The organism is Aeromonas diversa CDC 2478-85, from assembly GCF_000819805.1.
GTDB lineage: Bacteria > Pseudomonadota > Gammaproteobacteria > Enterobacterales > Aeromonadaceae > Aeromonas > Aeromonas diversa.
The window spans coordinates 1-26,000 of record NZ_CDCE01000017.1; the positions used below are offsets into that span (position 1 = coordinate 1).

Sequence of the window (26,000 nt, forward strand, 5' to 3'; positions counted from 1 at the left end):
ACCCAATTCAGAGATGACGCGACGCGTTGTTTCGACCGGTTTTGTGCTGATATGGCTCAGTCGGTAGAGCGCATCCTTGGTAAGGATGAGGTCCCCAGTTCGATTCTGGGTATCAGCACCATATAAGTGAAGGCCTTCCCATTTGGGAAGGCCTTCTCGCATTTGCTCGGTTATACGCGTAGATCTACTTGTTGCACCCAGCCACCTTGACCCGATTCGGTCAGGTAGAGCCCGCTCTGGCGCAGCACCCCCTTGTCCCCTCCCAGATGCTGGAACGGTGTATCGAGGGGCGTGAGTTGTATAGCGCCGACCCCTAGCGTAACTAGCGCAATCGGCGTGCGCTCTGGCTGCCACCAGAGTAGCTGTGAGAACCCCTGGTCCCCCTCATCGAGCCACTGGTTACCGTCCTGATCGAGGGCGGCAAGCTCACCAAAACCGTTACCACTACGGGCACCAAACAACTCGTTACCATCGTCTATCTGGCCATTCCCGTTGCGATCCAGTGCCAGAAATCCACTCGTATCAGCCAACCCTGGCAACGCCTCCTTTTTCCCGTCACTATCAAGGTCGAACTCAAACTTCACCGAGCTGAAGTCGGCGATCTTCCCCTCCAGGCTGAGTACCAGTGGATCCTTGAGCTTGCCCAGGGTGGTTCGTCGCTGATCCAACGTGAGTTGACTCCAGTCGAGAGAGAAAGCCAGGCTGAGGTCGAACTGTTCCCCCTCCAGAGTCTGGATGCTGGCTTGAGTGACGACCTGCAGGCGTTCCTGCTCTAGCCTCACATCGGTCACATCAACCGCTTGTTCCCCCTCTCCTTGGCCTTGAGGCACATCCTGTGGCGATGTATCTGACTGCTCTATGGGGGTGGGGATGTCTATTTCATGGCCTATCATGGCCTCGATCATCAACTTGATGAGGCGTGACCGGTTATCCAGGCCATCGTTTTCCCAGTCGTGATCCTCCTGCTCAGGTTTCTCTTGCGCAGGAGGGGCCTGAGGTTCAGCCACAGGTGCGAACGCTGCGGGACGCACGATGCGGCGCTGTTCCAAGGCGTGTTGATGGTCGATGCGGGCTGCGTTTTGGGCGCTATCAATGCGCATGATTCACCTCCCTGTTGATCGACTCGTTATCGACCACAGGGAGGGAATGAATTAACAGTGATTGGCTATATCCAGGGGCCCTGATGGTGAGCAAAGATATAAGAATCAGGAAGCAGGTTTTATTCCCTCAACCAATATCTCTACCCGGCGATCTGGGGCCAGGCAGGGGATGAGGTGGCTCCGGTCGTGGCCACGGCACTGCCCACCGGTGACCGGTTCACGCTTACCGCGTCCCTCGATGAAGACCTTGCTGGCCGGGATGCCCATGGCTATCAGATAGTCGGCGACGGCGCGAGCCCGCTCTTGAGAAAGATGCTGATTGTAGCCCTCGTCCCCCAGTCGGTCAGTGTGGCCTATGATGGTCACCATGCCATCCTTGGGTCGATTCTCCTCAATCTGTGCGAAAAGCTTAGCCAGCCCCTGATGGGATTCAGGCCTCAGGTTGGACTTGTTGAATTCGAACAGGACATCCGAGCTCAGGGTGAAGCGCTGGTTTATCACCACTCTGGCGGGTGGGATCTCGGCCGGACTACTCACAACGGGAGCCGCATCTTGCCATTGGCCGATGCGATAGATGAGCCCCAGGGCCAGCAGCCCGTTATCGAACTCGATGGCGGTCCGCTCCCAAGATGCATCACCGATGGGCGTCGTGTACTGGTATTCCAGTCGCAGGGCCCAGTTCGGGCTCAGCGCGTATTCAGCGCCCAGCGCGGCAACAAAGGCCGCGCTATGCTCCTTGCCCGTATCGCTGACCGAGCGAGCTCCATAGTGGGCTTCGGCAGTGGCATCGCTCCACGCATAGGCACCGCCCATACGGGTATAGAAATCGAGTCCCTCGTTGACCTCCCCCCCGATCTTCATGGTGGCCTGCACCATCTGGCTCTTGGCCTCGCCACTGAGGGTGAGGCCGTCAAGTTCTCCACGGGTCTTATAGCGTCCCAACCAGTCGTAGCCGAGCTCGAACCCGACATTGCGGTTGAGTTGATAGCCGGCAAACAGGCCTAACCCAAGCCCATCGCTGCTTTCGTGCCGGGATTGCAGTCTGCCCTGAATTTCTTCAACCAGCCGCTGGGTATCGGCATCAAAATAGTTTGACCAGCCTGCCTTGGCGCCAAGGTACCAGCTGTGGTCATCAGGCGCTGCCTGTGAGGCGCCGGTCAGCAAGAGGCCGAGCAGCAGAGGGAGGGGGTGGCGATTCATGGTGTCATCCTTGAGAGAAGAGGGCGGGTTCCACGCCCCGAACCCCTAGCCTAACCCAAAGCGATCAGGGCTCAAACGGCTGTCTGGGTTTGGATGTGATAGTGGCAACACTTTTTGTTTCCCTGACGTGGCTCCTCTTCGGATCCACTGTCGACAGCCACTCATGGGCGAGCCGGCCAACCTCTTCCAGCGCGCCAGGTTGCTGGTAGCTATGGGCCATCACGATCGCCCCTTCAAGCAGCAGGCAGAGCCGGGTCGCGAGGGGCTCATCGATGCCGAGCCACTCGCCGACCCGCTGCTGCAGGTCCCGCTTGTGGGCGGCCACCAGGCGGCGTACCGGGTGGCGAGGATCGCCAAATTCGGCGCTGGCGTTGATGAAGTTGCAGCCGTAGAAATCGTCCCGACCAAACCACTCGGCAAAGCCATCGAGCAGGGCCTGCAACCGCGCGTTCCGGGTCGTGCAGGGGCTGACCCTGGCCTCGAGCAAGGCGAAGAATTCCCGATCGCGGGCGGTCAGCACCGCTTCGATCAAGGCGTCCTTGGTGGGAAAGTGGCGATAGAGGGTGCGCTTGGTGCTGCCTGCCTCGCGCCAGATACGATCGATGCCGGTGGCATGAAAGCCGTGGTGGTTGAAGAGTCGGTAGGCGGTGTCGAGCAGCTGTTGGCGTTTGTCGCTCATGATGATCCCTCTTGAAGTACACCGATCTGTCTACCTAGCATCCCTTCTCGAGCCAAAGAACGCAACGAGGAGATGATCATGGCGTGGAAAGAGGCGGGTGTGGCTGGGATAGGGGCGGCGTTGGCCATCGGGGTGCTGGGCGGGCTCGATCTGGGGTTACGGCAGGCAATCTTAATGGCTCCGTTTGGTGCTAGCTGCGTGCTGCTCTTCTCCCTGCCCCAGAGCCCGTTGGCACAGCCGCGTAACCTGGTGGGCGGGCACCTGCTGACGGCCTGTGTGGGCCTGGTGGTGCAGGCCTTGCCCCTGCCTCCCGAGGTGCAGATGGCGTTGGCGGTGGGGCTCGGCATTGGCCTGATGCAGGGGCTTGGCCTTATCCACCCGCCGGCCGGGGCCAACCCGCTGCTGGTGCTGATGACCGGCCAGTCCTGGCCCTTCTTGTGGCAAACGGTGCTGCCGGGGGCGCTATTACTGTTCATGGTGCATCGGCTTTATCACCGTGGGATGGTGATGCTTACCGGTAAGGCTAGGCAGTGAAGTCATCAAGGGTCAGATGAACGCGCCTTGGTGAAGGGGGCGCAGGCCATGGTGGTAGTACAAGTTCGGGGCTAGCTCGGGTTTTGTCGAGTGGAAGGTAGAGCGTGATTTCTGGCCCTAAGTCGGCCATGTGTTTCCTGGATGTATGCCATACATCACGTAGCTGAGGGATGGAAAAGTCCCCGCTGAGCTCGAGCCGGCCAGCCTCACACTCATGTAACAACCAGCCTAATGCGACTTCGCAACGCATTGTGCAGGCGCGTTGCAGCAGGTGTAGCCCTTTCGGGTGGCCAAGGTAATAGAGATAAGCGAAACGGACCATGCTCTCGGGATGCTGATTGCTTAAACCGACTTTGAGCCACTCTCGCGCCGCACCGTGCAACGCTCGCTCAGTCAGTAACACCGAAAGTTGGTAGGCCGCCCAAGAGTGCCGATGCTGCGCCGCCTGTCGGTACCAGTACTCGGCCTGCATGAGGTCGCGTGTACTACCGCGTCCGTAATGCAGATTGAAGGCATATTCATGGATGGCAGAAGTATTGCCATGCTCCGAAGCTGCTTTAAGCCAGCGCTGTGCGTCGGACCAGTCGGGGGGATCTTGGGCGATGGCGAGATCGGCCAGTCTGTGCATGGCATAGGAGTTACCCTTGCATGCGGCCTCATGCCACCAGAATTTGGCCTGCGCCGGCTCATCACACCAATCCCCCAGATACATCATGAACTCTGGGTGGCCAGCCTTGGCTCCCTCTCTCAGGGTCTGCACCGCCGTCTCTCTGGCCGCTTCTCTCTCCGGCCCCGGAGTGCAGTAGAGCTGCGTGACGGCTATGTAGAGCTTACGGGCTAATTGGCGTCTGGTTTGCTTAGAGGAAGACATGACGCATATGGCTCGATAACAGGAGGCAACTAGACTCGCCCAGCGTTGCCAGAGTGTTGTGCTGTACACGCGGTGCTAGCTGCTCTCCGAGTTGACGCTGGCGCAGGTCAACATCGTCGAGTGTCATACAGTTGGTTTCCTGTTCGCTCGGGATGGTGAGGGCATAGTCGATCCCCTGAAGTGAGCCTCTGCAGGCTGCCAGCTCGCTGTCGCGTAAGAGCCAACCGAAGCGATGCTGCGAGAGAAGGGAGTATACCTCCTCAGCGTGGCTGGCATGTAGGGGTTGCTCCCAGCCTCCCCACTCGCATAGCCAGTCGACGAAGGTGAGGCCATCGATGCCGGGGGCTTGAAGTCGCAGGTGTGTGTCTGGGGTGGGGAAGCCTGGCGATAGCCACAGAATTGGCCGGGTGCGCCCATTTAACCACTGCATCAAGGCTACCGTCGGAGTCTGCAGGTCAATCACCAGAATGAGCGGCGTCTGTGAGGGGGTGTGAGCCAGCTGCTCGGGAGTGCGATAGAGGACTCCATCGCGGTCATCCCGAGTGGTGGCCTGTTTGCTTATTAGCATCAGCATGAGGTGTTTACCCGGATAAGAGAGGGGAAATTAGACTTCGCCCAGGCGTCATAGGGTGACGTTTGCTTCCGGGACATGGCATGACGCATGGCTTCGCCATTCTGTTGCGGGAAAACAGAGGAGGCTTCTATGAGCTTTTATTTCACGGTTCTTTGTCCAAATTGTGCAACCACGACCACGGTTGTGACTCAAGTCGGCCGCAACGGCACAGGGATTGGTCAGTGTCGACACTGCCGAAAGTTGGTCCGGATCCAGGTCGACAACCGGGGTGACATAGTGCGGGTGAAGTAACTGTCGAGGCATTAATAGCCGTAGCTTACCCGGACTTTGTTCGGGATCAGAAAATCTATTGGCTTCGCTTGAGTAGAAAAAAGAGGGGCGCTAGCATGCGCCCTTCATCCGCTGACAACTCACTATCATGTCCGATATCCAGACCGAGCGTCACATTGCAATCCTCAATTACCTACCCTGTGAGCCTCGTTCTGTCAGCTCCATTGAGATCATGAACAGGCTGGAGCGCGATGGCTTTGAGGTTAACAAGCGTATGGTGCAGCGGGATATGGAAAAGCTCAGCAGCCGCTATAGCATCGTCAGCGATGAGACGGTGCGACCCTACCGCTGGTCTCGTAAAGAGGGGAGTAAGGGATGGTTGGATATGACACCCAGCACTGCGTTGGCGTTGTGCATGGCCAAACCGCATCTCCAGGTGCTGCTGCCACGTCACCTGCAAGGTAACCTGGCGGATTTTTTCACCCAGGCTGAGCAGAGGCTTGCCCACTCTCATGAAAAGTTGGCGAATTGGCCACAGAAGATCGCCTCTTACCCTGCCGGTTTCCAACTGATAGCTCCCGGCGTAGATAGCTGCGTGGTGGAAGAGGTGGAGCGGGCGTTATTCGAGCAGCGGGTATTGGCTCTCGAATATACGGGGCGCCCTCCCAGAGCGGCCAAGCACTATCTGGTCAATCCACTTGCACTGGTTACCAAGGGCTCGACCCTCTATCTGGTGGCTACCTTGGTGGCGGATGGGGAGCTGCGCCACTTCGCCTTGCATCGGGCACAGCGCGCCGTATTACAGGATAAGGCGGCCACTATCCCTGCCACTTTTGACCTTCACGACTATCTTGCGAAAGGCAATCTCGGTTTTTCTCGGCATCAGCAGATCGAGCTGGTACTAAGGGTCAATTTCAGCGAGGGCTATCACTTGCAGGAGAGCCGACTCAGCGAGAATCAGTGGACAGAACCCGATGGTGTCCATCACTTCATCCTGCATGCCACCGTCAACGATACCGAAGAGCTGAGATGGTGGTTGATGTCCATTGCCGATATCAGTGAAGTGTTAACACCACTCCATCTGCGCGATCTTATGATGGCCAGCCTCCGTCAGGGGCTGGCCAACTATGCCACCAGCTAGCTGCTTATGGTCATGGCAGCCACGCCAGCTCATCGGGCAACTGTATCTGCCCTGACTCAAGATCAAACGGCACGACCCAGAGTCGCAGTGCCTCTCTGGTCGCATTGGGCAGCAGAAAAGGGCCTATCACTCGATCCAGCCCTCGCCATTTGGGGTAGATCAGACACATGTCCCCTGCACCTCCCTGATAGGTCTGCCCGTAGGCCAACATCTGATAAAAATCTTGCTGGCTAAGCCCAAACTTGTCTTGGCGGTTTTCCTGATCGAGTCGCTTCCACTTGGTATCCATGACTCGCAGGCTGGCGTGTCCCTCCAACAGCAGATCCGGTTTTAGCTGAAACATGGCGCCTTCGGGCTGACCCGGTTGGGTGTAGTGGCAGAGATACTCGGCGCGAGACTGGGTTTTCAGGCCCAGACCTCCGGGCAGCCGGCGTCTCAGCTGGCGAGCGACGTAAGCCTCAAATAACCGCTCCATGGGGTAGAGCAGGCTGAGCCCGCGCCACTGGCCATGGAGGGCCATCGGCATATGTCGCTGCAGGATCAGTTCGCACCAAGGTTTAATGGCCCGATAGCGAGCCATCAATCGGTCGGTGCGCCAGGCTCGCAGGTCTCGCTCAATCTCGCGGGACGGAGTCAGCTCATTGAGCATGCCCTGTAACTCGTGAGAGAGACGCCAGTTGTGGGCCGTGCGGGTCGACGTGCAGACCAGGTCGAGTGCACGGCGGATCAATCTGTGCTCTGCACTCTCGGGTTGAAACAGGTCGTGGCGGATCCTGAATTTATGTTGCCGGCCTGCGGGTTGCCGCACTTGCCTGGCCATGTCCAGCTGTCCACGCAGAAACGGGGCCTCTTCTTCGACCTGCACATAGTCAAAGCGCAGCCCGTGTCTGACCAAATGCTCCAGCTCTGCGAGGAATCGCCCCATCACCCACTCGCTCAGGGACCCCTCTCCGAGTTCGAGTCCCGCCTCTTCGGTTTCACGCAGTGGCAGATCCAGGGTGCTGGCCAGCATCTTCTTCAGCATGCGCCGACTGCGACTTACCTCGCTCACCGTATTTTCACCCGGCGCCGCATCATGAGTCTTGGGCAGGATCTCGATGATCTGGCCACAGGGCGACTCCAACACGCCCACATAGCTGTCGAGACGAAGCCACTGGCGCCCATCCTGCTGCAGCATGGGGGCGCCCTGTTTGCTAAATTGTCCCGCCAGCTCGCACAGCCACATAAACGCCGAACGGCTGATACGGGCTCGATCCAGCGAAGGGCTATCAAGGGGCTCGAAGGTCAGGCGAGCGTACTCGCGAACGATGACGTGCCCTTTCACTGCACAGTCTCCTCCTCTACCCGTTGTTCGACCTTGCGCCCGTTGTGGTCAATGATGCCCATATAGGCACTGGCTTGAGTCCAGACACCATTCCCTTCCGGTTTAATTTGCCAGCCGGCGGGCAAGTTGCTCAATTCAGCCTCTTCACCGAATAGTTTCTGCAAATCGAGACCTTCATCCCGGGTTACGAAATAATGGCTCTTACCCTGGCGATGGTCGTTCAGCACCAGGGCTATCTTCTGCCAATCCTCGAAGAAGTACTCCTGCAGCAAGGGCAGCACCTGTTTCTGGAAGATCCGCCCCAGATGTGGCAGGTTGGGCTCCTTTTGCAGCGGCATAAAGAGGGCGTGCCCCAGGCAGTAGTCACGGCCGAGTAGGGCTGTGATACGACGGTTGATGGTGCGCAGCAATTCGCCGATCTGGATCCCCTCCACATACAAACTGTCTAGTAATTCAGGACGGGGCGGCATCTCTTTAAAAAAGAAGCGGCGACGCAGCGCCAGATCCAACCCGGCCAGCGAGCGATCTGCCGTATTCATGGTGCCAATCAAGTAGAGGTTGCCGGGTACACCGAAGGGCTGTTTCGAATAGGGGAGCACCACTTTGAGCTCCTCCTCGGCACCGAGGCGCTTGGAATCCTCCAGCAGGGTAATCAGCTCGCCAAAAATACGGGAGATATTGCCCCGGTTGATCTCGTCGATAATCAGCACATAGGGATTTTCGGGGTCCGCTTCGGCCCGCTGGCAGATCTGTTTGAAGAGACCGTCGACCACCCGATAGTGCAATACGCCATCCTGGCTCTCCGCCTTGATACCCTCGATAAAATCTTCGTAACTGAAGCTCTGGTGGAAGGTAACAAATTGGATGCGCTGCTCTTTTACCAGTTCGCTGAACTGGTACTGCAAGTGACCCCGGCCATCACTGCTGTATTCAACAGTGCCAAGCTTAATAATATCAAGAGCTTCTGTGACTGTGTTATAGGTTTTACCTGTGCCGGGAGGGCCGAACAGTATCTGGTTAAGTGCCGTTTTATTCATAAGATCATCCCTTGGGATCGCATGCGTAGATGAACGGCCTTTCGCAGAATGGATATGGCCGTTATGTCCTGTGAACCAAATTTCTACCGAATCACCCTTGTTGAAACCGGCATCGTTCAACACGTCAATAAGTCTTAGTTCGTTACCATTTAGAAAACAAAATGGACTAATCCAAAACTTGTTTTTGTCTGTGTGCCTTAATACAGCTTGATAGCAGATGTCATTAATAGATAGGTTGATTTCATTTTTGTTATTCAATGTGAAACCAAGTTTTTCATTATCAAGTGCCTTGATGGCGATTTCCATTGAGTTAGGGTGCGGCATAGTCACTTTGCCAGTAACTACAACCACGCTGTCACCAGCTTCAGAAAATGAAGATAACCACGCATCATTGAGCTTTGATATCTCTGGTGCTGATGCGATAGCCAGATTGGCATAATACCAATCTTTTTTTTCATTGTGAGGTCTGCAGAAGCCTGATGCATCTGCCGCATGCATGAAAACCTTCTGTCCATCAGATATTCTGAGGCGTGTTGAATACGCAGCTTCGAGGTGTGATCCTACTACTCTAAACCCTCCATAGCTGTTGATAGCTTTTACATTAAACTTTTCAGCGAAATACAGGGTTGGTTTATCACTATAGGAGTAAGCAATAAGACCTTTTGAGGCGATGAATGAGAAATATGGTGAAAATGCCTTCTCTATTAGAACAATAATGTCGTGATTGATTGTTCTCAATGCGGTCCAAGTATGTTCTCCAACATTGTCAAATGGGATGTTGTTCTCAACTAGCTTGTTTTTTATCAACTCTTCCGCGCTAACTGGCATGGTCAATTAACCCATAATTAAAAAGGTGGGGATGTGCATTTCACAATGCCAGGTTGCTGATGTGGCTATGAAATTCATCGGCGGACTCTTCATTATAAAACAACTTGCCATATATTATTTTTGTGTTTCTGTCACTTAGGTATGTGTATACAAAGAAAGAGCGATTCTCTTTCTTAATGTGAAAGATGGGGTGCTCTATGGTGTGCTCTCTCTCTGAGATTGAGTCGATGAATACAATAAATTTTTTCCCATCTTCTTGTTTTATGTAGAACTGATTGAAGTAATAGCTTGTTTTCATGAGTATTACCTAGCGCAAAAAGCGGTGGCCTTATGTGAGTCTCTCTGGCCTTATGTAAACGAACAGGGCTGGTTTCAGGCTCTCATCATTTCTATGACAGGCTGTGGATGCTGTGCCGAACCGTTAGATTAAGTTGACTGCAGGACAGATGAAGAAGGGTATACAAGGTGATTTTTCAACAACGGCAGCATGGAAACCTCTAAGCGATATGTGTAGGAGACGTGCTTCTTGCTAAAGACATTATCTTCAGCCGAACGTCATTCCATGACGCCTAGTGTTTTTGATAGAGGTGACACTTGCGGGATGATGTAAAGGCGAGGGAGGCATCTGCCTCCCTCGTTATTAACGACCGCTTGCCAGGAACAGGCGGTAGGCGGGATCCTCGCTCACCTCCTTCCAGGCGTAGCCAATCTCCCGCAGGTAGTCGTGGAAGGCGGCCACGTCTTCGTCTGGCAGCTCGAAGGCACACAGCACCCGGCCGTAGTCGGCGCCGTGGTTGCGATAGTGGAACAGGCTGATGTTCCAGCGGCAGCCCAGGGTTTCGAGGAAGCGCATCAGGGCACCGGGCTGCTCCGGGAACTTGAAGCTGTAGAGCCGCTCATGCAGGGCCCGCGCCGGGCGGCCGCCAATCATGTAGCGCACATGGTTCTTGGCCAGCTCGCTCTCGGTCATGTTGACCACAGGGTAGCCACTCTCCTCCAGCTGGCGCTCAATCTGACCGAGCTCCACCTCACCACCGGTCAGGCGCACCGAGACGAACAGGGCTGCCTGCTCGGCATCCGAGTAACGGTAGTTGAACTCGGTGACCATGCGCGGCCCCAGGTTGCGGCAGAAATCGAGGAAGGCCCCCTTGCGCTCCGGGATAGTGACCGCCAGCATGCCCTCGCGCTTCTCGCCGATCTCGCAGCGCTCAGAGACGTAACGCAGGCTGTGGAAGTTGACGTTGGCCCCTGACAAGATGGCCGCCATCCGCCCGCCTTGTACCTGCTCGCGCTCGCAGTAGGCCTTGAGACCGGCCAGCGACAGGGCGCCGGAGGGTTCTGCGATGGCGCGACAGTCGTCGAAGATGTCCTTAAGCGCCGCGCAGATCTGATCGTTGGAGACGGTGACCACCTCATCGAGGTATTGATCGCACAGGCGGAAGGTCTCCTCGCCGATGCGGCGCACCGCCACCCCGTCCGCGAACAGGGAGACCCGGTCCAGCGACACCGGCTTGCCGGCGGTCATGGCGGCCTTGAGGCAGGCCGAGCCGTCGGCCTCGACGCCGATCACCTGGATGTCGGGCAGTAGCTGCTTGAGGTAGACCGCCACCCCGGCGGCCAGACCGCCGCCGCCCACCGGCACGAACACGTGGGTGAGGTGGGTGTCCTGCTCCAGCAGCTCCTTGCCGATGGTGCCCTGGCCCGCGATCACCTCGACGTCGTCGAACGGCGGGATCAGGGTGTACCTCTCAAGCTCGGCGAGACGGCGGCTCTCGGCGTAGGCCTCGTCGAAGTTGTTGCCGTGCAGCAACACGTTACCGCCGTGGCGGCGCACCGCGTCGACCTTGATGTCCGGGGTGGTGGTCGGCATCACGATCAGCGCCCTGATGCCGAGCTTGGCCGCCGACAGGGCGACCCCCTGGGCGTGGTTGCCGGCGGAGGCCGCGATGACGCCGCGCGCCTTCTGCTCCGCGCTCAGGGTGGCGATCTTGTGGTAGGCGCCGCGCAGCTTGAAGGAGTGGACCGGTTGCAGATCCTCCCGCTTCAGGCTGATGTGGTTGCCGAGCCGCTCGGAGAGCTTCTTCAGGGGTTGCAAGGGGGTGACCCGCGCCGCCTCGTAGACGGGCGAGAGCAGGATCTTGCGTAGGTATTCCGCCGCCGAGACCATGGTGGTTACTCCTCCAGCTTGCTGCGATCGCGCACCGCGCCCTGGTCGGCACTGGTGGCCAGCATGGCGTAGGCGCGCAGGGCGAACGACACGGCGCGCTCGCGGCTCACCGGTTTCCAGGCCCTGGTCCCGCGTGCCTCCATGGCGGTGCGGCGGCTCGCCAGCACCTCGTCGGCGACTTCCAGCACCAGCTCACGGGTCGGGATGTTGATGCGGATGATGTCGCCGTTCTCCACCAGGCCTATGGTGCCGCCGGAGGCCGCCTCCGGTGAGACGTGGCCGATAGAGAGGCCCGATGTGCCGCCGGAGAAGCGGCCGTCGGTGATGAGGGCACACGCCTTGCCGAGCCCCATGGATTTTAGGTAGGAGGTGGGGTAGAGCATCTCCTGCATGCCGGGACCCCCCTTGGGCCCTTCGTAGCGGATCACCACCACTTCGCCGGCCTGTACGGTACCGTCGAGGATGGCTGCGACGGCGTCCTCCTGGCTCTCGAACACCCGGGCCGGGCCGCGGAAAGTGAGGTTCTCCTCATCCACCCCGGCGGTCTTGACGATGGCCCCCTTGAGGGCGATGTTGCCGGTCAGCACCGCAAGGCCCCCCTCCAGGCTGTAGGCGTTGTCGAGCGATCGGATGCAGCCTTCTGCGCGGTCCAGATCCAGCTCGTCCCAGCGGCAATCCTGGCTGAAGGCGCGGGTGGTGCGGATGCCGGCCGGACCGGCGCGGTAGAAGCTGGCCACCTCGTCGGTCGGGTGGCGGCTGACGTCGTACTCCTCCAGCAACTCGCCGAGGGAGAGACCGAGCACGTTGCGGGTGTCGCTGTGCACCAGGCCGGCTTTTTCCAGCTGGCCCAGGATGGCGACCACGCCGCCGGCGCGGTGCACGTCTTCCATGTGGTACTTCTGGGTCGAGGGGGCCACCTTGCACAGCTGGGGAACCTTGCGCGACAGGCGGTCGATGTCATCCATGGTGAAGTCGACACCCGCCTCCTGAGCCGCGGCCAGCAGGTGCAGCACTGTATTGGTGGAGCCGCCCATGGCGATATCGAGTGCCATGGCGTTCTCGAACGCCGCCTTGTTGGCGATGTTGCGCGGCAGGGCGGTGGGGTCTTCCTGTTCGTACCAGCGCTTGGTCAGGGCCACGATGCGCTGACCGGCCAGCTTGAACAGCTGTTCGCGGTCGGCGTGGGTGGCCAGCAGCGACCCGTTGCCGGGTTGGGAGAGACCCAGGGCCTCGGTCAGGCAGTTCATGGAGTTGGCGGTGAACATGCCGGAGCAGGAGCCACAGGTGGGGCAGGCGCTGCGCTCGACCTGTTCGCTCTGGGCATCGGAGACCTTGGGGTCGGCTCCCTGGATCATGGCATCCACCAGGTCCAGCTTGATGATCTGATCGGAGAGCTTGGTCTTGCCGGCCTCCATGGGGCCACCGGAGACGAAGATAACCGGGATGTTGAGGCGCAGGGCGGCCATCAGCATGCCCGGGGTGATCTTGTCGCAGTTGGAGATGCAGACCATGGCGTCGGCGCAGTGGGCGTTGACCATGTACTCCACCGAGTCGGCGATAAGCTCACGCGACGGCAGGGAATAGAGCATGCCGCCGTGGCCCATGGCGATGCCGTCGTCCACGGCGATGGTGTTGAACTCCTTGGCTACCCCGCCGGCGGCCTCGATCTCGCGAGCCACCAGCTGGCCCAGATCCTTGAGATGAACGTGGCCCGGCACGAACTGGGTGAAGGAGTTGACCACGGCGATGATGGGTTTGCCGAAGTCGTCCTCCTTCATGCCGGTGGCACGCCACAGGGCGCGGGCACCGGCCATGTTGCGGCCGTGGGTGGTGGTGGCGGATCTCAGCTTCGGCATTGTCTCTACTCCCTGAATACCCTGCTAGGGCTTGCTATCTAGATGGTGGAATCGGTCCGGGTCAGGGTGACCCCTCACCCGGAGCGACTCGGGGAGGTGTCGCCACCTCCCCGTGTTCGTCAGTCGGCGACCGGTGTCAGCCAGCCCCACTTGTCGTCGGTCTGGCCGTTGAACAGGCCGAAGAAGGCTGCCTGCAGCTGCTCGGTCACCGGGCCGCGGCAGCCGGCGCCTACCTGCATCCGGTCCACCGAGCGTACCGGGGTCACCTCGGCGGCCGTGCCGGTCATGAAGATCTCGTCCGCCACGTAGAGCGCCTCGCGCGGCAGGGCCTGTTCGCGCACCTCATACCCCAGATCCCGCGCCAGCGTCATGATGGTGTCGCGGGTGATGCCGGGCAGGATGGCGGCGGTGGCGGGCGGGGTGAACAGCACGCCGTTCTTGACCAGGAACAGGTTCTCGCCGGCCCCTTCGCTCAGGTAGCCGTTGACGTCCAGCGCCAGCCCCTCGGCGAAGCCGTTACGTTTGGCCTCACGGCTGATGAGCTGGGAGGAGAGGTAGTTACCGCCCGCCTTGGCGCCGGTCGGGATGGTGTTGGGGGCGAGCCGGTTCCAGGAGGTGACGCACACATCCACCCCGTTCTTGAGCCCCTCTTCGCCGAGGTAGGCACCCCAGGGGATGGCCGCGACGATCACGTCGGCCTTGGCATCCTTTGGAGGATGCAGGCCAAGGCCCACGTCACCGATGAAGGCCAGCGGCCGCAGGTAGCCGCTCTTGAGCCCGTTGTCGCGCACCACGCTGCGGCAGGCTTCGTTCACCTCGGCCTCGCTGAAGGGGATCTCCATCCAGTAAATCTTGGCGGAGTCGAACAGGCGGCGGGTGTGCTCCTGCAGGCGGAAGATGCAGGTGCCCTTGGGAGTGTCATAGGCGCGCACCCCTTCGAAGACGGACGAGCCGTAGTGCAGGGCGTGGCTCATCACGTGAACCTGGGCGCTCTTCCAGGGGACCAGTTGGCCGTTGAACCAGATGAATTGGGGATGTGACATGGCGTGTTCCTTATGCTCGAAGGCTCGACAGGTGTTCCTCGCTGCCCGCATGGCAGTCGTCGACGCGCGAGACATCCACCAGTTTTGCCAGCTGGCTCCACAGCTGCTGGATGGGACGTCCCGACTCGACAGTAACCGTGATCCGCAGCTGTTGGCAATCCTGCTCCATGTTGAGGGCGCAGAGGTTGAAGCCGCGGTGGCGCACCACCCGCAGGACGCGTTCCATCACTTCGGGTTTGGATTGGGCATGGATATGCAGGGTGTGCTGGTTCATGGGCGTTGCTCCATCATCTTGTGGTTGGCGACTCCCGGCGGAACCAGGGGCCACACGTTTTCTTCCTCTGAAATGGCCACATGCAGCAGGTAGGCGCTCTCGCTTGCCAGCAGGCGATCCAGCGCCGGCTCTATCTCTTCCTTGCATGTGATGGTCTCACCCCGGATGCCGAAGGCGGCGGCCAGGGCGACGAAGTCGGGGTTGTCTGAGAGGTTGGTCTCGCTAAAGCGGCCGTCGAAGAACAGCTCCTGCCACTGGCGCACCATGCCGAGGCGCTGGTTGTCCAGCAGCACCATCTTCACCTTGAGGCCGGCGCGGCGGATGGTGCCGAGCTCTTGCACGTTCATCATAAAGGAGCCGTCGCCGCTCACCAGCACGACTTCGTCGTCGGGGCGGGCCATCTTGGCGCCGATGGCCGCAGGCAGACCGAAGCCCATGGTGCCGAGGCCGGCGCTGGAGAGGTGGTTGCGCGGGCTGGCAAAGCGCATGTGCTGGGCCACCCACATCTGGTGCTGGCCCACGTCGCAGGCGACCACGGCGTCGCCGGTCAGCCGCTCGCTCAGGCGATTCAACAGGGCCGGCGCATAGATGGCCTGGCCCGGGTGGTCGTAGCGGAAGGCGTAGTCACGGGCCATGGCGGCGCAGTGGGCACGCCAGGGGCCGAGGGCCAGCGGCATGGTCAGCGCCGGCAGTACGTCCTTGAGATCGGCGGTGATGCCGACGTCGGCGGCGCGGCGCTTGCCGAGTTCGGCTGCATCGACATCGAGGTGAATGACACGGGCCTTGGTGGCGAACTCGTCGAGTTTGCCGGTCACCCGATCGTCGAAGCGGGCGCCGACCACAACCAAGAGGTCACACAGCTGCACTGCGAAGTTGGCGGCCTTGGTGCCGTGCATACCCAGCATGCCGAGGAAGACCGGCGAGTCGGCGTCGAGGGTGCCGATCCCCTTGAGGGTGGTGACACTCGGCATGCCGGTGATGGCGGCGAACTCGCGCAGGGCCGTCTCGGCATTTGCCATGCCGACCCCACCGCCGACGTAGAGCAGGGGACGCTCGGCCGCGGCCAGCAGGGCGCGGGCCTGTTCCAGCTCGGCGCTCGGCAGCGGTTCGCTGCGGGCCACGGTAGTGAGGGGCGCCCGCGGGGTGAAAGCGGCGAGCTGCACGTCCTTGGGGAGATCGATGAGCACAGGTCCGGGGCGTCCTTCGGTGGCGATGGCGAAGGCCTCGGCAATTACTTGGGGCAGCTCTTCCACGTCGGTCACCATGAAGGAGTGCTTGGTGCAGGAGAGGGACATGCCGAGCACGTCGACCTCCTGGAAGGCGTCGGTGCCGATGGCGGCGCATGGCACCTGGCCAGAGATGGCGACCAGGGGGATGGAGTCAAGCAGTGCCTCGGCGAGGCCGGTCACCAGGTTGGTTGCGCCGGGACCTGAGGTGGCGATGCAGACGCCCACTCGGCCGCTGGCCCGCGCATAGCCGATGGCGGCCATGGCGGCGCCCTGCTCGTGACGGCACAGCTGGTGGGCTAGGCCGCCGTCGTAGAGGGCGTCATAGACCGGCATGATGGCGCCGCCCGGGTAACCGAACACCTGGGTGACCCCTTGTTGCTTGAGGGCCGAAACCACGTACTGCGCGCCATTCATTTGCATACATCCAATCCCTTTCGCTGTCGCCGGTAACCGGCCAAAGAAAAACCCCCGAGCTTTTTGGGCTCGGGGGTCGTCTTGTCGGTTCTGCCGGTGTGGGTCTATCCCTTGTTCCGTGCAGCCAAACGAGCCCCGAGCGGTGTAATAATCACCACCACTAGGACCACGATAATGCTGACGAAACGGGAGACCAAGCTCATGACAAAATCCAGTTAAATTCGTTAAAACGTGCGGTTTAACCGCGAATGGCTATTAGAACTAGCATGGCGAGATTTTGTGGGCAAGACTTTTTTTCGTGACAAGTTTCTGACTTCGCCAGTCGCCGCCCGTCATATCCAGTTGATGTGGCTGCGACAGGCGGTCTTACTAGTTGAAAATAATATGCGGGATAAAAAACATGTCATTAGCTGTGGTTTACAGCCGGGCCAGCCTGGGTGTCGAGGCACCGCTGGTTACGGTTGAGGTCCACCTCTCGAACGGCTTGCCGGCTTTCAACATCGTCGGGTTGCCCGAAACGTCGGTGAAGGAGTCGCGGGATCGGGTGCGCAGCGCCCTGCTCAACGGTAACTTCGAGTTTCCCGCCAGGCGCATCACGGTCAATCTGGCTCCGGCGGATCTGCCCAAGGAAGGGGGCCGCTTCGATCTGGCTATCGCCCTCGGAATCTTGGCTGCTTCACAGCAAATTCCCGCAAAAAACCTGCTCGATCACGAATTTTTAGGGGAGCTCGCCCTGACCGGTGAGCTGCGTCCCGTGCTCGGGGTGCTGCCGGCCGTACTGGCCTGCCGCGCCGCCGGCCGCACCCTGGTGGTGGCGTGTGGCAACGGAGAGGAAGCCGCTCTGATCCGCGATGCCAAGGTGCGCTGCGCCCATCAGCTGCTGGCGGTCACTGCCTGGCTGTCGGGCCAGCTCGAGCTCCCTTTCCCGCAGCCCTGTGAGGAGCCTGTTGCCGGGGAGGGGCCAGACCTGCTGGATGTGATCGGCCAGGCCCAGGCCAAGCGGGCGCTGGAGATCGCCGCCGCCGGTAGCCACCACCTGCTGTTTATCGGGCCGCCCGGTACCGGCAAGAGCATGCTGGCGAGCCGGTTGCCCGGCATTCTGCCCCCCTTGAGCGAAGCCGAGGCGCAAGAGAGCGCGGCCATCCACTCCATCGGCGGTCAGCGTAGGCCCAGCTGGCACCGGCGGCCCTTTCGGACGCCCCATCACAGCGCCTCGGCGGTGGCGCTGGTTGGGGGTGGCAGCGATCCCAGACCTGGCGAGATCTCGCTGGCCCATAACGGGGTGCTGTTTCTGGATGAGTTGCCCGAGTTCGAGCGCAAGGTGCTCGACAACCTGCGCGAGCCCCTCGAAACTGGCCACATCACCATCAGCCGTGCCGCCCGCCAGGTGGATTTTCCCGCCCGTTTCCAGCTGGTGGCTGCCATGAATCCGAGTCCCTGCGGCCACTACGGGGATGGCCAGACCCGCTCCACTCCGGATCAGATCCTGCGCTATCTGGGGCGCCTCTCCGGCCCGTTTCTCGATCGTTTCGACCTGACGGTGGAGGTCCCCCTGCTGCCCAAGGGGAGCCTCAGCGGCACCCCGGAGCGGGGGGAGAGCAGTGCCGCAGTTCGTGAGCGGGTGTGGGCGGCAAGGGCGCGCATGCAGGCTCGGGCCGGTAAGCTAAATCAACGGCTAGATAGCCGAGAGATCGACGAGTTTTGCCGCTTATCACAGCACGATGCCGACTTTCTTGAGGGCGCGATCCAGAAGCTTGGACTCAGCATTCGGGCCTGGCATCGGATCCTGCGGGTGGCGCGCACCATTGCCGATCTGGCCGGTGACGAGGCCATCACGCGCCGTCATCTGGTGGAGGCGCTCGGCTATCGCGCCATGGACCGCTTCTTGTTACGTCTTCGTAACACATAGGCGGGGAGGGATTCGGCTGGTATCATGGCCAGGTCTGACCAGCCATGAACCGGGAGTCCGTGATGCCATCCAAACCGCTTGAGCGCCTGCGTGGCGCCTTCTCGACCCTGCTCATCTTCATTAACACCCTGTTCTGGTTTGTGCCTATCTTCGTCCTCGGTCTGGTCAAGCTGTTGCTGCCACTGCGGAGGTTTAGAGCAGCCTGTAACCGCATTACCGATGGTTGTGCCACCTGCTGGATAGGCTTTAACAATCTGGTGCAAAAATACCTGTGTGGCACCCATATGGACGTGGTCGGAGTGGACAAAGTGACCCCGAACGAGTGGTATATGGTGATTGCCAATCACCAGTCTTGGGTCGATATTCTGGTACTCCAGAAGGTGTTTAATCGTAAAATCCCCTTTCTGAAGTTTTTTCTGAAGAAAGAGCTGATTTGGGTCCCTTTTCTCGGATTGGCATGGTGGGCGCTGGATTTCCCCTTCATGCGGCGATATTCGCGTAAATTCCTGGAAAAACACCCGCATCTGAGGGGAAAAGACATAGACACGACCCGCAAGGCGTGTGCCCGGTTTCGCGATAAACCAGTGAGTGTGATGAACTTTGTCGAAGGAACCCGCTTCACCCTGGCCAAGCATCAGAGACAGGTCTCTCCCTATCGACACCTGCTGACACCCAGGGCCGGCGGCATTGCCTTCACGCTGGCTGCCATGGGGGATCAGCTGCACAAGCTGGTGGATGTCACCATCTGCTACCCGGGCGGCATACCCAGTTTCTGGGACTACATGTGCGGCCGTCTGAGAGAGGTGCGGGTCACGGTGCGAGTGCTGCCTATCGACAGGAGGTTGATAGGCGATTATTTCAACAACCCCGAGTTTCAACAGACGTTTCAGCAGTGGCTCAATGGCCTGTGGTCGGAGAAGGATCAAACCCTGGCCCGCCTGAGCGCACCTGGACAGTAAGAGAATCATGCTCACTTTTTTGCCCGGCCCGCTTATGTTTCTGCTCAGCGCCTTGCTGACCATCACCCAGACCGCGTTCTGGGCGACCCTTATCCTCTGTTTTTCCCTGTTCAAGTTGCTGCCGATCCCGCTCCTGTCGGCGCTGTGCAGCCGCATCAATAACCTGCTGATGCGGGGCTGGCTGGAGTGCAACACCCTCATCATGGGTCTCACCAACCGCATCGAGTGGGAAATCGAGGACAACACACGGCTACGTCAGGAGGGATGGTATCTGGTGGTGTGCAACCACCTGAGCTGGACCGACATCGTCGTGCTCGGCCATCTGTTTCGCGGGCTCATCCCGGTGCCCAAGTTCTTCATGAAGCACGAACTCATCTATATTCCGCTGCTGGGGCTCGCTTGCTGGGGGCTCGACATGCCCTTTATGCGTCGCTATTCGCGAGAGTTCCTGTTGCGTAACCCCCACCTGCGTGGCAAGGATATCGAGACCACCCGCAGCGCCTGCGAGAAGTTTCGCCATATTCCTACCACCGTCATCAACTTCGTCGAGGGGACCCGTTTCACCGAGGCCAAGCGTGAACGGAGCCGATCCCCTTATCGCCGCCTGATGGCGCCCAAGGCGGCCGGGCTAGCCTTCACCCTGGCGGCCATGGGGGAGCAGTTCGACAAGATGATCAACGTGACCCTGAGCTACCCGGACAACCGCGAGACACCGTTCAAGGACTTTATGATGGGGCGTATGACCCGGATCCGGGTGCATATCGAGGAGCTACCCATCGAGGGCGCCATGGTCGGGGACTATTTCAACGACAAGCAGTTCAAGCGTGGTTTCCAGCAGTGGCTCAACGCCCTGTGGGCAGAGAAAGAGGCGCGCCTCGCCAGCTGGGAGGCGCAGCCTGCTCAGGAGGCGGTCAACAGGGAAGCCAGCTCGCCGAGCTGATCTTCGGAAAAGACCGCGATGCCATGGCGGCGCAGCAGGGACGCCGTCTTGCCCTCGCCCGGCAGTGAGATACCGTCGAAGCGGCCGCTATAGATGCGGCCGCTGCCACAGGAGGGGCTCCCCTCCTTGAGCAGGGCAACCCGGATTCCTTCACGCTGGCACAGGGCCAGCGCCAGCTCGGCCCCGCGGTCAAACTCGGCGGTGACGTCGAGGCCCGCCTCGGTCACCACCCGCTCGCCGCGGCGTTCGGCCGGCGGACGCGGGGTCGGTAAGCCGCCGGCCACCTCGGGACAGAAAGGCAGCAAGACCCTCTCTGCCCCGAGCCGGCTCAGCCAGTCGCTCACCAGCCCCTTGCTGCGTCCGTCGTAGCGCACCGGCATGCCGAGCAGGCAGGCACTGACCAGAATCTTCATCCCTCTGCTCCATTCATCACCTGATCGAACAGGACGCAGGAGGGGGCTTCGATGCGGTAGAGGATCGCCGGCCTCTGTTTGCCAGTGCGCTTGCGGCCGGTGTCGCACAGGATCTCGGCGCGGTGAATGCGCTTGCGAAAGGCTGCCGTGTTCATGGGGGTCTGCAAGATGATCTCATAGGCCCGCTGTAGCTCGGAGAGGGTGAACTCCTCACCCAGCAGATGCACCGGCAGCGTGCTGTAGCGGCTCTTGACCCGCAGCCGCTCGAGGGCGCGGGCGACCAGTTGTATGTGATCGAAGGCCAGCCGCAGGGCCGGCAGACTCTGGAGGGGGTACCACTGGCCTCGAGCAAGGTCAGTGGTGGGAGGCACCAGGCAGAGATAGACCAGGGTGGTGGACCAACCGCGCGGGTCTCGCTCGCGGCTACCCAGGCTGCACACCTGCTCACGGTAGCTGTCACCCAGGCTCCACTCGGCCAGCAGGCGGTCGAGGGCGGTTTCGAGATCCCGATCGCGCTCTTCGTCGATCCGCAGGGCCGGCAGTTGCAGTGAGCCCTCGAACGGCGGGCGCTCGCGCCGCTCGAGGAGCAACTCGATCTGCTCCTCCCGCAGCCGCAGTACCACCACATCCAGACTCATCCTCGGCATCTCGCTCGCTCCGCTCGCCTTCCATAAGTGTTTGGTAGATAATATCACACGGATAATATGTATTGCAGGAGCGAACATGGGAATCATCGCCAGTCTGGACATCGATGCGCAGAAGGGGTTTACCCCGCTCTGTCCGCAGGAGCTGCCGGTACCGGGAGGTGACGAGATAGCGGCGGCACTCAATGCCCAGGCCACCCTGGCGGCCCTGCGCATCGGCAGTAAGGACGCCCATCCGGTCAACGCCAGCTGGGTGGTGAAGAGCCCGAGCGAGATGTTGCTGCCCCTCAGTCTGCCCAATGCGGACCTCACCTGGCCGGCCCACTGCGTGCCCGGCACCCATGGCTTCGAACTGCTCGACGGCTTGCCGGCCCCCATCGATTACGACTTCTTCGTCTGGAAGGGGGTCGAGCCGGATCTGCATCCCTATGGCGCCTGTTACCACGATCTGGCGGAGCGGCGCAGCACCGGGTTGCTGGAGTTCTTGCAGGTGCGCGGGGTGGATACGGTGATCGTCGGCGGGCTGGCCACCGACTACTGTGTCAAGACCAGTGCACTGCAACTGCGCCGTGCCGGCCTTCGCGTCATCCTCCATCTGGCGGCCTGTCGTGGCATCGCTCCTGATACAGTCTCAACGGCCCTGGTCGCCATGGCCGAGGCGGGGATCGAGCTGGCCGCCGATCTGCACGAAGTTCGTCGTCTTCTGGGGTGTTGATATGCCGATCCTGGAGAGTTTGCTCGACACCGATGCCTACAAGCTGCACATGCAGCAGGCGGTGTTTCACCACTACCCGGATGCGGAGGTGGTGGCCGAGTTCCACAGCCGCAACGACGAGGATCTGCTGCCCCTGATGGGCCAGATCGAGGAGCAGCTGCGCCAGGCCGGCCGGTTGCGCCTCTCTGCTGAAGAGGCGCGCTATCTGGCCCAGCGCCCCTTCCTCAGTCAGGACTACATCGAGCACCTGAGCCACAAGCCGCTGGACGCCTCCCTGCTCGAGGTGCACGAGCGGGAGGGGCAGCTGGCGGTACGGGTCAGCGGCCTCTGGCAGGATGTGATCCTGTGGGAGATCCCGATCCTCGCCATCATCAGCGAGATGCGTAACCGCTTCCGCTATCCCCAGCTCGGGGTGGGGGAGGCCATCACGCGACTCGATCAGAAGCTCGATTGGCTCAGTAGCGAGCTCAGCACCGAGGAGATGGCCGAGTTCAGTCTGGTGGACTTCGGCACCCGGCGCCGCTTCTCTCGTGCCGTGCAGGAGGCCGTCGTCACCCGCCTGCGGGAGCGGCTACCGGCGTTTCGCGGCACCAGCAACTATCGGCTGGCCCACCGTCTCGGCTTGCCGGCCGTCGGTACCCAGGCACACGAGTGGTTCCAGGCGCACCAGCAGCTCGGCTTTCCCCTGGCGCAGAGCCAGCGGGCGGCACTGCTCACCTGGCTCGACGAGTTTGACGACCACCTCGGCATCGCCCTGACCGACTGCATCACCATGGATGCCTTCCTGCGCGACTTCGACTTCGAGCTGGCCAGCCGTTATCAGGGGTTGCGCCACGACTCGGGAGATCCCATCGTCTGGGGAGAGAAGGCGATCGCTCACTATCAGCGTCTCGGCATCGATCCTGGTGGCAAGACCCTGGTCTTCTCCGACGGGCTCGATCTGCCGCGGGCAGTGGCCCTCTTCCGCCACTTCCGTGGCCGTATCAACACCAGCTTCGGTATCGGTACCCAGCTGACCTGCGATCTGCCCGGGGTCTCCCCCATGAACATCGTCTTCAAGCTGGTGGAGTGCAACGGTGGCCCTGTGGCCAAGATCTCCGACAGCGCCGGCAAGACCCTCTGTCGAGATGCCGATTTTATCCACCGTCTGCGACAGGCGTTTCAACTCTCCTTATGAAATAAGCCCGGCCATGCCGGGTTTATTTTTATCACCGCTACGTCGATTTAATTAATCCAGAAAACGATTGCCGTTAATTAGCCGTCATCATGTATATAGTTAATAAGTTTTAATGCGAAGTGGTCAGGTTTTTTACTATCGAGTTTTATGAATGTTTGTGCAAGTTTAAATAAATGTGGCTTGTGATTAAATTGATGAAATTAAATGATTTTTTGTTTTGTATTCAAGCGAAGCTAAAAACGTTTTTATTATTTTTGTACGGTGACTTTATATTTGTTTGTGACGGCTGTCAGATTTTTTATTTATTCCACAGATATCATTCCGGCGGTCAAAACTACAACTCACAGGCAATTCAGGATATGCAATACCTTCACTTCGTATTGGGGCTGGCTCTCGTGCTGGCTCTCTCGTTGGCGATGAACCGCCATGGTTGGCGCAAGATCAAGGCGCGTTACATCATCCAGTTGCTGGTGGTCGAGCTGGCGCTGGCCTGGTTTATGCTGAACTCCTCGGTGGGGTTGGCCATCATAGGCGGATTCGCCGCCGGCTTCAGCAAGCTGCTGGAGTTTGCCAAACAGGGGACCGACTTCGTATTCGGCGGCCTGATGAACGAGGGGGCCTTCAGCTTCTTCCTCATGGTGCTGATGCCCATCGTCTTCATCTCTGTGCTGATCGGCATCCTCCAGTACATTCGCCTGCTGCCCCTCATCATTCGTGGCATCGGCACAGTGCTGGCCAAGATCAACGGCATGGGCAAGCTGGAGTCTTTCAACGCCATCAGCTCCATGATCGTCGGCCAGTCCGAGAACTTCATCGCGCTCAAGAACATACTGCCGCACATGAACGAGAAGCAGATGTACACCCTGGCCGCGACCGCCATGTCCACCGTTTCCATGTCCATCGTCGGTGCCTACATGCAGATGATCGAGCCGCGCTACGTGGTGGCTGCGCTGATCCTCAACATGTTCAGCACCTTCATCGTGCTCTCCCTTATCAACCCCTACGAGCCGGATAACTCGGTCACCGACGCCGAAGCGCTGTCCGAGGGTGACGAACACCATACCCCGAAGAAGGAGAACTTCTTCGAGATGCTGGGTGAGTACATCATGGCCGGTTTCACCGTGGCGGTGATCGTGGGCGCCATGCTGGTCGGTTTCATCGCCCTGATCGCCATGATCAACTACCTGTTCGAGCTGGTGTTCGGCGTGAACTTCCAACACGTCATGGGCTACCTCTTCTACCCGATCGCCTGGATCATCGGCGTCCCGGCTGGTGAGGCTTTGCAAGCGGGTAGCGTGATGGCCACCAAGCTGGTGACCAACGAGTTCGTGGCCATGATGGATCTCGGCAAGATCGCCGCCGATCTCTCCCCGCGCACCGTCGGCATGCTCTCCGTCTTCATGGTCTCGTTCGCCAACTTCAGCTCCATCGGCATCATCGCCGGTGCGGTGAAGGCGCTGAACGAGGAGAAGGGCAACATGGTTTCCCGCTTCGGCCTCAAGCTGGTGTATGGCTCCACCCTGGTGAGCCTGCTTTCCGCCATCATCGCCGGCGTGATGCTCTGATCCTCTAGGTGCACCTGCACCCTTGGCCCCGGACCTAGGTCCGGGGCCTTTTTATTGCAGCCAACCGCTCCACCAGCCATTGACGGCGAGCAGGGTCAGGCCGACCAGGGTCTCGGGCAGAGGGCCGTGGCGGGGTTGCAGCAGGGGCAGGGCGAAGCGACGACGCAGCGGCCATAGCAGGGGGATGCCGGCTGGGGTGAGCAGATCCCCGAGCAGGTGGCTGAGGTAGCCGAGCAGCAGGGCTTTTTTGACTCCCTCCGGCCCCCCGGGCAGGCTGGACTGCACCCCCCAGAGGACCAAACCGGTGGCGAGCAGGCTATGGGTGAAGCCCCGATGGCCAAACAGGCGAGCCAGTGGACGCGAGATAAAGGGGAGCCACTGGCCCAGCACAGACTTGGGGTGATCGAGATCTGGCAGCAGGCCGCCGAGCAGGGCCGCGGGTAGCAGTTGCCAGAGGGGGGCGTGATTCAGGGAGGGGAGGAGTTCAGTTTGGCGGACCAACAGGGTACAGCCGACGGCAAACAGCAGGTGCCCACGGGCAGTCATAAGGCGGATGAAACAGGCTTGAAACAGGGCGGCGTATGATAGCAGCCGCCCGCACCCTGTCACTCTCTTTCCAGAGGCAATTTGCCAGTCTCAGGAGAGCTTGCCCCGCTGCAGCCAACGGTCGAGGGCATTGGCAAAGCGTTGTCGGTCGGCCTGATTGAGAGGCGCCGGGCCACCGGTCTGCACCCCGGCCGAACGCAGCTCTTCCATGAAGTTACGCATGCCGAGGCGGGCCTTGATGGTCTCTTTGGTGTAGATCTCGCCGCGCGGGTTGAGTGCCTCGCCGCTGGCATCGATCACCAGGTCGGCCAGCGGGATGTCGGCGGTGATCACCAGATCCCCCGGCACCACAGAGGTGGCGATCAGGTGGTCGGCCACGTCGAACCCCTTGGGCACCTGGCGGCTGGTGAGCCAGGGGGAGGGGGGCAGGCGCAGGGGGGCATTGGCGACAAAGACCGCGGCCATCGACGTGCGGTGGGCGGCACGATAGATGATCTCTTTGATCACCACGGGACAGGCATCGGCATCGACCCAGATGGTCATGGTGTGCTCCTCGGCAGATGAGAGCGGGATGATAACACGGCTGAGCGC

24 protein-coding genes and 1 tRNA gene are annotated in these 26,000 nt (G+C 60.3%); 9 read left to right on the forward strand and 16 right to left on the reverse strand.

Annotation, left to right across the window (positions count from 1 at the left end; translation table 11 throughout):
• The first annotated feature begins 45 nt into the window (after nucleotides 1-45).
• Nucleotides 46-121 (forward strand) — tRNA-Thr (locus BN1121_RS04210).
• A gap of 49 nt (nucleotides 122-170) precedes the next feature.
• Here the strand turns inward: BN1121_RS04210 and BN1121_RS04215 are convergent.
• The 3 genes from BN1121_RS04215 to BN1121_RS04225 form a co-directional block, all read right to left on the reverse strand.
• On the reverse strand, nucleotides 171-1,100 hold the full coding sequence (locus BN1121_RS04215) for an SPM autocatalytic domain-containing protein (RefSeq protein WP_005351166.1): 930 nt from the start codon (nucleotides 1,098-1,100) through the stop codon (nucleotides 171-173).
• 105 nt (nucleotides 1,101-1,205) lie between these two features.
• Entirely contained in the window at nucleotides 1,206-2,300 is a 1,095-nt protein-coding gene (ompA, locus tag BN1121_RS04220; protein ID WP_005351168.1) for a porin OmpA, read from the reverse strand.
• A 64-nt stretch (nucleotides 2,301-2,364) separates the two neighbouring features.
• A complete protein-coding gene (locus BN1121_RS04225; RefSeq protein WP_005351170.1) occupies nucleotides 2,365-2,979 on the reverse strand; it encodes a TetR/AcrR family transcriptional regulator in 615 nt (204 codons plus the stop codon).
• A 72-nt stretch (nucleotides 2,980-3,051) separates the two neighbouring features.
• Here BN1121_RS04225 and BN1121_RS04230 point away from each other — a divergent pair, with 72 nt between their 5' ends.
• Nucleotides 3,052-3,513: an HPP family protein gene (locus tag BN1121_RS04230; RefSeq protein WP_005351172.1), complete on the forward strand. Its 462-nt coding sequence runs from the start codon at nucleotides 3,052-3,054 to the stop codon at nucleotides 3,511-3,513.
• On the opposite strand, the gene BN1121_RS04235 is transcribed toward BN1121_RS04230, so the two are convergent.
• A complete protein-coding gene (locus BN1121_RS04235; RefSeq protein ID WP_152424656.1) occupies nucleotides 3,503-4,273 on the reverse strand; it encodes a tetratricopeptide repeat protein in 771 nt (256 codons plus the stop codon). The two genes, BN1121_RS04230 and BN1121_RS04235, sit on opposite strands and share 11 nt — an antisense overlap.
• 97 nt (nucleotides 4,274-4,370) lie before the next feature.
• Complete coding sequence (locus BN1121_RS04240; protein ID WP_005351176.1) at nucleotides 4,371-4,958, reverse strand: hypothetical protein; 588 nt, start codon at nucleotides 4,956-4,958, stop codon at nucleotides 4,371-4,373.
• Nucleotides 4,959-5,376: 418 nt separating this feature from the next.
• Between BN1121_RS04240 and BN1121_RS04245 the strand changes: the two genes are divergently transcribed.
• Complete coding sequence (locus tag BN1121_RS04245) at nucleotides 5,377-6,369, forward strand: helix-turn-helix transcriptional regulator (protein ID WP_043157360.1); 993 nt, start codon at nucleotides 5,377-5,379, stop codon at nucleotides 6,367-6,369.
• Between the two features lie 10 nt (nucleotides 6,370-6,379).
• On the opposite strand, the gene BN1121_RS04250 is transcribed toward BN1121_RS04245, so the two are convergent.
• The 7 genes from BN1121_RS04250 to ilvG form a co-directional block, all read right to left on the reverse strand.
• The gene (locus tag BN1121_RS04250) at nucleotides 6,380-7,693 is read right to left on the reverse strand and encodes an McrC family protein (protein ID WP_005351182.1); all 1,314 of its coding nucleotides are present in this window, start codon (nucleotides 7,691-7,693) and stop codon (nucleotides 6,380-6,382) included.
• Entirely contained in the window at nucleotides 7,690-9,558 is a 1,869-nt protein-coding gene (locus BN1121_RS19200; protein ID WP_081606417.1) for an McrB family protein, read from the reverse strand. The genes BN1121_RS04250 and BN1121_RS19200 overlap by 4 nt, the downstream gene beginning before the upstream one ends.
• A gap of 640 nt (nucleotides 9,559-10,198) precedes the next feature.
• Nucleotides 10,199-11,725, reverse strand: coding sequence for a threonine ammonia-lyase, biosynthetic (gene ilvA / locus BN1121_RS04265; RefSeq protein WP_005351189.1), 1,527 nt, complete (start codon nucleotides 11,723-11,725; stop codon nucleotides 10,199-10,201).
• A 5-nt stretch (nucleotides 11,726-11,730) separates the two neighbouring features.
• Entirely contained in the window at nucleotides 11,731-13,581 is a 1,851-nt protein-coding gene (gene ilvD, locus BN1121_RS04270) for a dihydroxy-acid dehydratase (protein ID WP_005351196.1), read from the reverse strand.
• A 119-nt stretch (nucleotides 13,582-13,700) separates the two neighbouring features.
• A complete protein-coding gene (locus BN1121_RS04275; RefSeq protein ID WP_005351198.1) occupies nucleotides 13,701-14,624 on the reverse strand; it encodes a branched-chain amino acid transaminase in 924 nt (307 codons plus the stop codon).
• Nucleotides 14,625-14,634: 10 nt separating this feature from the next.
• Nucleotides 14,635-14,898, reverse strand: a complete 264-nt coding sequence (ilvM, locus tag BN1121_RS04280; protein ID WP_005351200.1) for an acetolactate synthase 2 small subunit — start codon at nucleotides 14,896-14,898, stop codon at nucleotides 14,635-14,637.
• Complete coding sequence (gene ilvG / locus BN1121_RS04285) at nucleotides 14,895-16,541, reverse strand: acetolactate synthase 2 catalytic subunit (protein WP_005351202.1); 1,647 nt, start codon at nucleotides 16,539-16,541, stop codon at nucleotides 14,895-14,897. The genes ilvM and ilvG overlap by 4 nt, the downstream gene beginning before the upstream one ends.
• A 400-nt stretch (nucleotides 16,542-16,941) precedes the next feature.
• Here ilvG and BN1121_RS04290 point away from each other — a divergent pair, with 400 nt between their 5' ends.
• From BN1121_RS04290 to yihG (BN1121_RS04300), 3 genes are all read left to right on the forward strand, one after another.
• A complete protein-coding gene (locus BN1121_RS04290) occupies nucleotides 16,942-18,450 on the forward strand; it encodes a YifB family Mg chelatase-like AAA ATPase (RefSeq protein ID WP_005351204.1) in 1,509 nt (502 codons plus the stop codon).
• A gap of 62 nt (nucleotides 18,451-18,512) precedes the next feature.
• The gene (yihG, locus tag BN1121_RS04295) at nucleotides 18,513-19,409 is read left to right on the forward strand and encodes a 1-acylglycerol-3-phosphate O-acyltransferase, YihG family (RefSeq protein ID WP_005351206.1); all 897 of its coding nucleotides are present in this window, start codon (nucleotides 18,513-18,515) and stop codon (nucleotides 19,407-19,409) included.
• A gap of 7 nt (nucleotides 19,410-19,416) precedes the next feature.
• The gene (gene yihG, locus BN1121_RS04300; RefSeq protein WP_005351208.1) at nucleotides 19,417-20,349 is read left to right on the forward strand and encodes a 1-acylglycerol-3-phosphate O-acyltransferase, YihG family; all 933 of its coding nucleotides are present in this window, start codon (nucleotides 19,417-19,419) and stop codon (nucleotides 20,347-20,349) included.
• On the opposite strand, the gene BN1121_RS04305 is transcribed toward yihG (BN1121_RS04300), so the two are convergent.
• Nucleotides 20,310-20,762 (reverse strand): 2-thiouracil desulfurase family protein, encoded by a 453-nt coding sequence (locus BN1121_RS04305; RefSeq protein WP_005351211.1) that lies wholly within the window; start codon nucleotides 20,760-20,762, stop codon nucleotides 20,310-20,312. The two genes, yihG (BN1121_RS04300) and BN1121_RS04305, sit on opposite strands and share 40 nt — an antisense overlap.
• Nucleotides 20,759-21,409, reverse strand: a complete 651-nt coding sequence (locus BN1121_RS04310) for an NUDIX hydrolase (protein WP_043157362.1) — start codon at nucleotides 21,407-21,409, stop codon at nucleotides 20,759-20,761. The genes BN1121_RS04305 and BN1121_RS04310 overlap by 4 nt, the downstream gene beginning before the upstream one ends.
• A 76-nt stretch (nucleotides 21,410-21,485) precedes the next feature.
• Between BN1121_RS04310 and BN1121_RS04315 the strand changes: the two genes are divergently transcribed.
• The 3 genes from BN1121_RS04315 to BN1121_RS04325 all read left to right on the forward strand — a co-directional run bounded on the left by BN1121_RS04315 (nucleotide 21,486) and on the right by BN1121_RS04325 (nucleotide 24,863).
• Nucleotides 21,486-22,121, forward strand: coding sequence for a nicotinamidase (locus BN1121_RS04315; RefSeq protein ID WP_005351215.1), 636 nt, complete (start codon nucleotides 21,486-21,488; stop codon nucleotides 22,119-22,121).
• Between the two features lies 1 nt (nucleotide 22,122).
• A complete protein-coding gene (gene pncB / locus BN1121_RS04320) occupies nucleotides 22,123-23,298 on the forward strand; it encodes a nicotinate phosphoribosyltransferase (RefSeq protein ID WP_005351218.1) in 1,176 nt (391 codons plus the stop codon).
• Between the two features lie 359 nt (nucleotides 23,299-23,657).
• Nucleotides 23,658-24,863: a NupC/NupG family nucleoside CNT transporter gene (locus BN1121_RS04325; protein ID WP_005351221.1), complete on the forward strand. Its 1,206-nt coding sequence runs from the start codon at nucleotides 23,658-23,660 to the stop codon at nucleotides 24,861-24,863.
• A gap of 51 nt (nucleotides 24,864-24,914) precedes the next feature.
• Here BN1121_RS04325 and BN1121_RS04330 read toward each other — a convergent pair whose 3' ends face one another.
• Nucleotides 24,915-25,409, reverse strand: coding sequence for a metal-dependent hydrolase (locus tag BN1121_RS04330; protein WP_043157375.1), 495 nt, complete (start codon nucleotides 25,407-25,409; stop codon nucleotides 24,915-24,917).
• Nucleotides 25,410-25,499: 90 nt separating this feature from the next.
• Complete coding sequence (locus BN1121_RS04335; protein ID WP_005351227.1) at nucleotides 25,500-25,952, reverse strand: YaiI/YqxD family protein; 453 nt, start codon at nucleotides 25,950-25,952, stop codon at nucleotides 25,500-25,502.
• Between the last annotated feature and the right edge of the window lie 48 nt (nucleotides 25,953-26,000).

Bases quoted from the DNA above. Each gene is read 5' to 3' on its own strand.
- yihG (WP_005351208.1), top strand. From the start codon at position 19,417: ATGCTCACTTTTTTGCCCGGCCCGCTTATGTTTCTGCTCAGCGCCTTG.
- BN1121_RS04275 (WP_005351198.1), bottom strand. From the start codon at position 14,624: ATGTCACATCCCCAATTCATCTGGTTCAACGGCCAACTGGTCCCCTGG.
- BN1121_RS04245 (WP_043157360.1), top strand. From the start codon at position 5,377: ATGTCCGATATCCAGACCGAGCGTCACATTGCAATCCTCAATTACCTA.
- ilvA (WP_005351189.1), bottom strand. From the start codon at position 11,725: ATGGTCTCGGCGGCGGAATACCTACGCAAGATCCTGCTCTCGCCCGTC.
- BN1121_RS04335 (WP_005351227.1), bottom strand. From the start codon at position 25,952: ATGACCATCTGGGTCGATGCCGATGCCTGTCCCGTGGTGATCAAAGAG.
- BN1121_RS04330 (WP_043157375.1), bottom strand. From the start codon at position 25,409: ATGACTGCCCGTGGGCACCTGCTGTTTGCCGTCGGCTGTACCCTGTTG.
- BN1121_RS04325 (WP_005351221.1), top strand. From the start codon at position 23,658: ATGCAATACCTTCACTTCGTATTGGGGCTGGCTCTCGTGCTGGCTCTC.
- BN1121_RS04315 (WP_005351215.1), top strand. From the start codon at position 21,486: ATGGGAATCATCGCCAGTCTGGACATCGATGCGCAGAAGGGGTTTACC.
- ompA (WP_005351168.1), bottom strand. From the start codon at position 2,300: ATGAATCGCCACCCCCTCCCTCTGCTGCTCGGCCTCTTGCTGACCGGC.
- ilvD (WP_005351196.1), bottom strand. From the start codon at position 13,581: ATGCCGAAGCTGAGATCCGCCACCACCACCCACGGCCGCAACATGGCC.
- ilvG (WP_005351202.1), bottom strand. From the start codon at position 16,541: ATGAATGGCGCGCAGTACGTGGTTTCGGCCCTCAAGCAACAAGGGGTC.
- BN1121_RS04215 (WP_005351166.1), bottom strand. From the start codon at position 1,100: ATGCGCATTGATAGCGCCCAAAACGCAGCCCGCATCGACCATCAACAC.
- BN1121_RS04290 (WP_005351204.1), top strand. From the start codon at position 16,942: ATGTCATTAGCTGTGGTTTACAGCCGGGCCAGCCTGGGTGTCGAGGCA.
- BN1121_RS04240 (WP_005351176.1), bottom strand. From the start codon at position 4,958: ATGCTGATGCTAATAAGCAAACAGGCCACCACTCGGGATGACCGCGAT.
- BN1121_RS19200 (WP_081606417.1), bottom strand. From the start codon at position 9,558: ATGCCAGTTAGCGCGGAAGAGTTGATAAAAAACAAGCTAGTTGAGAAC.
- BN1121_RS04230 (WP_005351172.1), top strand. From the start codon at position 3,052: ATGATCATGGCGTGGAAAGAGGCGGGTGTGGCTGGGATAGGGGCGGCG.
- BN1121_RS04310 (WP_043157362.1), bottom strand. From the start codon at position 21,409: ATGCCGAGGATGAGTCTGGATGTGGTGGTACTGCGGCTGCGGGAGGAG.
- BN1121_RS04225 (WP_005351170.1), bottom strand. From the start codon at position 2,979: ATGAGCGACAAACGCCAACAGCTGCTCGACACCGCCTACCGACTCTTC.
- pncB (WP_005351218.1), top strand. From the start codon at position 22,123: ATGCCGATCCTGGAGAGTTTGCTCGACACCGATGCCTACAAGCTGCAC.
- yihG (WP_005351206.1), top strand. From the start codon at position 18,513: ATGCCATCCAAACCGCTTGAGCGCCTGCGTGGCGCCTTCTCGACCCTG.
- ilvM (WP_005351200.1), bottom strand. From the start codon at position 14,898: ATGAACCAGCACACCCTGCATATCCATGCCCAATCCAAACCCGAAGTG.
- BN1121_RS04305 (WP_005351211.1), bottom strand. From the start codon at position 20,762: ATGAAGATTCTGGTCAGTGCCTGCCTGCTCGGCATGCCGGTGCGCTAC.